Raw genomic sequence first — 4,545 nt, forward strand, 5'->3', positions numbered from 1 at the left:
GAGTGGAACAAGCGCACTGGAGCGCTGCCGGTCCACAAGTCGGCCGAAAAGGATCCCTTCTACGCAAGCGAGCAGTTCAAGGGCTGGTTCGCCGAACTCGAGGACAAGGATGCAGTGCCGACGGTCATGCCGACCTATCTCGAGGAGTTCGCCTTCTTCAAGGACTCGATGGTCATCAAGACCAGTCAACAGGCCCTGCTCGGCGATATCACACCCGAGGAAATGGCCAACCAGTGGGCCGACTATCTGACCAAGGCGCAGCAGAAACACCTGGCCAAGAAATAAACGGCGGACCTAGAGCATCGGAGCCGCCCATCGTGGGCGGCTCCGATAGATCTCGTCCATGGTCGATTGGAAGGATGGCCAATTGGAACGAAAGCGTTAGCTGATGGTTTTTGACGCCACCGCCGGGTTCACGGAATCGCGCCGCCGGTCGCTGGTCGACCGGATCACGCGCCATGCCGAGCCGTATCTTTACACCGCGCCGGCGCTGATTCTGATCGTCACCATCATGCTGGCGCCGCTGGTGCTAGGCCTGTCCTACGCCTTCCGCGACGTGCACTTGCTCAACCCGTTCTCTGGCGGCTATGTCGGGCTCGATCATTTTCGCACCCTCTATGACGACGAAAATTTCTACCGGGCGCTGCGCAACACGCTGTGGTGGACCGGCGCATCCGTCTTCCTGCAATTCGTGTTCGGCCTGGTCCTGGCGCTGTTGCTCGACCGGCCGTTTGCCGGTCGCGCCATCGCGCAGGCGCTGGTGTTCCTGCCCTGGGCGGTGCCGACCTTCCTCACCGGGCTCAACTGGGCGTGGCTGTTCAACCCCGTCATCGGACCGCTGCCGCATTGGCTTTATGCGCTCGGCCTGATGAGTGAGCCGGCCAACATCCTTTCCAATCCGCAGCTCGCCATGTGGGGACCGATCATCGCCAACGTCTGGTGGGGCATTCCCTTCTTCGCCATCACGCTGCTGGCGGCGCTCCAGGCCATCCCGCGCGACCTCTACGAGGCGGCGGCGATCGACGGCGCCGGTGCGGTCAGGCGGTTCACGTCGATAACGTTGCCATTCCTTGCGCCGACCATTGCGATCACCGTGCTGTTGCGCACCGTCTGGATCGCGAACTTCGCCGACCTGATCATCGTCATGACCAGCGGCGGCCCAGCCGACCGCACGCAAATTGTCGCGAGCTACATCTTCACGCAGGCCTTCAGGGCCCTTGATTTCGGCTATGCCTCGGCCATTGCGCTGGTGCTGCTCATTCTGCTGCTCGCCTATTCGATGCTGATCGTCATGCTTCGGCAAGTCCTGATGGATCGGGCTTGATGGATCGGGCGATGACCAGATGAACAGGTATTCGATTTTCGGCACCGCGCTGCATCGCCTGGCGATCCTCTGCTACGTGGTCTTTGCGCTGTTCCCGCTGTTCTGGCTGTTGAAAGTATCGGTGACGCCGAACGATCTGCTCTATTCGGAGGGCGTGCGGATGTGGCCGTCGCGGATGAGCTTTGAACATTTCCGCTTCGTGCTCGCCCACAGCGCATTCCCGGTCTTCTTCAGGAACAGCATGATCGTTGCCGGCGCAACGGCCGTGATCGTGACGCTGCTCGCGTCTCTCTCTGGCTATGCGTTGTCGCGCTTCACCTTCCGCGGCAAATACTGGCTGGTCGCGCTGATGCTGCTCACCCAGATGTTTCCATTGGTGATGCTGGTCGCGCCGATCTTCAAGATGCTCTCGCCGCTCGGGCTGACCAACAGCCTGACCGGGCTGGTCGTCGTCTACACCGCCTTCAACATCCCTTTCGCAACGTTCCTGATGCAGTCGTTCTTCGACGGCATTCCCAAGGAGCTGGAGGAGGCGGCCAAGATCGATGGCGCTACGCAGTTCATGGCATTTCGCCAGATCGTCCTGCCGCTGACGCTGCCGGGCATTGCGGCGACGCTGGGTTTTGTGTTCACCGCCGCATGGAGCGAACTGCTGTTCGCGCTAATGCTGATTTCGGGCAACAGCGCCGCCACGTTTCCGGTCGGTCTGCTCACCTTCGTGTCGAAGTTTTCGGTCGATTTCGGGCAGATGATGGCGGCCGGCGTGCTGGCACTGATCCCGGCCTGCCTCTTCTTCCTGTTCATCCAGCGCTATCTGGTACAGGGCCTGACGGCCGGCGCGGTCAAGGGCTGAGTGAGGTTTCATGGCATCGATCGACATCCGCAACGTCCGCAAGAATTTCGGCATCGTCTCCGTGCTGCACGGCGTCGATCTGGCGATAAAGAACGGCGAGTTCGTGGTGCTGGTGGGCCCGTCGGGCTGCGGCAAGAGCACGCTGCTGCGGATGATCGCCGGGCTCGAGGAGGTGACCGAAGGTGAGATCCGGATCGACGGCATGCGCGTCAATGAGCGGGCGCCCAAGGACCGCGACATCGCCATGGTGTTCCAATCCTACGCGCTCTACCCACACATGAACGTCGCCGAGAACATGAGCTATGGCTTGCGGATCCGGAAGGCCGCCCACGAGAAGATCACAGCCGCTGTCAGCAATGCCGCCCGGAAGCTTGAGCTGCAGCCGCTGCTTGCGCGGCGGCCGAAGGCACTGTCGGGCGGTCAGCGCCAGCGCGTCGCGATGGGCCGCGCGATCGTGCGCCAACCCAAAGCATTCCTGTTCGACGAGCCGCTGTCCAACCTCGACGCGCGCCTGCGTGAGCAGATGCGGGCAGAGATCAAGAAGCTGCACCGCGACCTCGGAGCGACCTCGATCTATGTCACCCACGACCAGATCGAGGCGATGACACTGGCCGACCGGATCGTCGCCATGCATGAGGGCGTGGTGCAGCAGGTCGGCAGCCCGCTGGAGCTTTACGACCGCCCTGCCAACCTGTTCGTGGCCGGCTTCATCGGATCGCCGGCCATGAATTTTCTGTCGGCACGCTATGAGGTCGGCGCAGGCACGGCCGGCGCACGATTGCCTGACGGAACGCTGATTGGGCTTTCGTCTGGTTATCAACTGGAGGAAGGCGCGGCGGTGACGCTCGGCATCCGGCCGGAGCACGTCGAGATGTCGCCGGCCTCGGAGAGCAGCCTGAGGGCGACGGTCGACCTGATCGAGCCGACCGGCTTCGGCATCATCCTGCATCTCGGCCTACACGGCCTGCCATTCAACGTCTTCACGCTCGACCGGGCGGCGCTGACGGCCGGCCCGACGGTGACGGTGGCGTTCCCGCCGCAGCATCTGCATTTGTTCGATGAGACGGGAAAGCGCGCATTGGAATCGAGCCTCCAGAAGGGGAAGGGCTGATCCTCCTTACGATCGCTCAGATCATTCGGATTCTCCCAAAACCGGTTTCCACTTTTAGGTCCCATGTTATTGTCTATCTTGGCACCGCCGAATTCGATACAACGTCCGAGCTCGGCCTCGACATGCTCCTGGACGAAATGGAACGCGCCCGCGGCGGCGCTAAATAATATCCGGGCAAGGTAGTCGAGCGCATGCGCTTTCTGTTTTTTCTGATCCTGCTCGCCGGCACCGGCATCGGCGTCGTCTATCCCTGGGCGATGAGCAATTTCTCCGGCCATGAGATCGGCACCTGGCGGGTCTACGAGCAGGGCCGGTTCAAGCCGGTGACGGTACCACTCGCCGCTCGCGACGCGCCGGTGCGGGTGCTGGTCGACCTCACCGCGAGGGCCGAACGCATCGTCGTCTCGCAACAGCGCACCGTGCTGACGCTGACCGCCGCCACCGGCGGCAGGACGGTGCTCGCCTCGATGCTGCAATTCAACCATTCGGAAAATCCGCGCCAGGTCAGCCCGCAACTGCCGGACAAGATCTTTCGCGACGAGGCAGGCCTGATCCCGACGGTCAGCCCCGGCCCCTACATCTTCACCGTCGGCCCAGGCGACGCCGAGGGCATCGAGATGCGGGCGGTGGACTTAGTGCTGCGCTCCGGCGTTGGCGAGGTCGATCAACGGGCGCAGCCGGTCGGCTTCTCGTTGATGGCAGTCGGCCTGATCGGGCTGGTGCTGGCGTTTCGTTTCGGTGGCGGCGGCCGGCCGCAGAATCCGAATTCGCAGCCGCCACAGCCGCGCTGGGGCAGGGGCGGGTCGTCGAATTGAGTATCGTATGAACTACCGCCACGCCTATCACGCGGGAAACTTCTCCGATGTCGTCAAGCATGTCGTGCTGAGCCGGCTCGTCGAATATCTGAAGCAGAAGGACAAAGCGTTTCGCGTCATAGACACCCATGCCGGCATCGGCCGCTACGACCTGTCATCGACTGAAGCGCAAAAGACCGGCGAATGGCAAGGCGGCATCAGCCGGCTTTTCGATGCCGCGCTCGACGCGCCGGCGGCAGCACTTCTGGCGCCTTATCTGGAAGCCGTCCGTTCGCTCAATTCTGAAGGCGGCCTGAAAAAATATCCGGGCTCGCCGCTGATCGCGCGTCATCTCATGCGCAAGCAGGACCGGCTGTCGGCGATCGAGTTGCATCGCCAGGATGCCGCGAAGCTGAGAGCGCTATTCGCCGGCGATTTCCAGACCCGGGTGATCGAGCTCGAT

General features: G+C 62.6%; 5 protein-coding genes and 1 pseudogene. All 6 read left to right on the forward strand.

The window, feature by feature from the left end; all coding sequences use genetic code 11:
• Nucleotides 1–285 (forward strand): annotated as a pseudogene (locus tag EOA85_RS28485) (sugar ABC transporter substrate-binding protein); the annotation flags it as partial.
• Nucleotides 286–388: 103 nt separating this feature from the next.
• On the forward strand, nucleotides 389–1,324 hold the full coding sequence (locus EOA85_RS28490; protein ID WP_029354362.1) for a sugar ABC transporter permease: 936 nt from the start codon (nucleotides 389–391) through the stop codon (nucleotides 1,322–1,324).
• Nucleotides 1,325–1,343: 19 nt separating this feature from the next.
• Nucleotides 1,344–2,177: a carbohydrate ABC transporter permease gene (locus EOA85_RS28495; protein ID WP_095483211.1), complete on the forward strand. Its 834-nt coding sequence runs from the start codon at nucleotides 1,344–1,346 to the stop codon at nucleotides 2,175–2,177.
• 10 nt (nucleotides 2,178–2,187) lie between these two features.
• On the forward strand, nucleotides 2,188–3,288 hold the full coding sequence (gene ugpC / locus EOA85_RS28500) for a sn-glycerol-3-phosphate ABC transporter ATP-binding protein UgpC (protein ID WP_065008940.1): 1,101 nt from the start codon (nucleotides 2,188–2,190) through the stop codon (nucleotides 3,286–3,288).
• A gap of 191 nt (nucleotides 3,289–3,479) precedes the next feature.
• Nucleotides 3,480–4,103, forward strand: coding sequence for a hypothetical protein (locus tag EOA85_RS28510; RefSeq protein ID WP_127211981.1), 624 nt, complete (start codon nucleotides 3,480–3,482; stop codon nucleotides 4,101–4,103).
• 7 nt (nucleotides 4,104–4,110) lie between these two features.
• Nucleotides 4,111–4,545, forward strand: a 435-nt coding sequence (gene rlmJ / locus EOA85_RS28515) for a 23S rRNA (adenine(2030)-N(6))-methyltransferase RlmJ (protein ID WP_164759938.1), incomplete at its 3' end; no start/stop codon positions are given.

This window comes from Mesorhizobium sp. M5C.F.Ca.IN.020.29.1.1, assembly GCF_003997375.1.
Lineage (GTDB): Bacteria > Pseudomonadota > Alphaproteobacteria > Rhizobiales > Rhizobiaceae > Mesorhizobium > Mesorhizobium wenxiniae.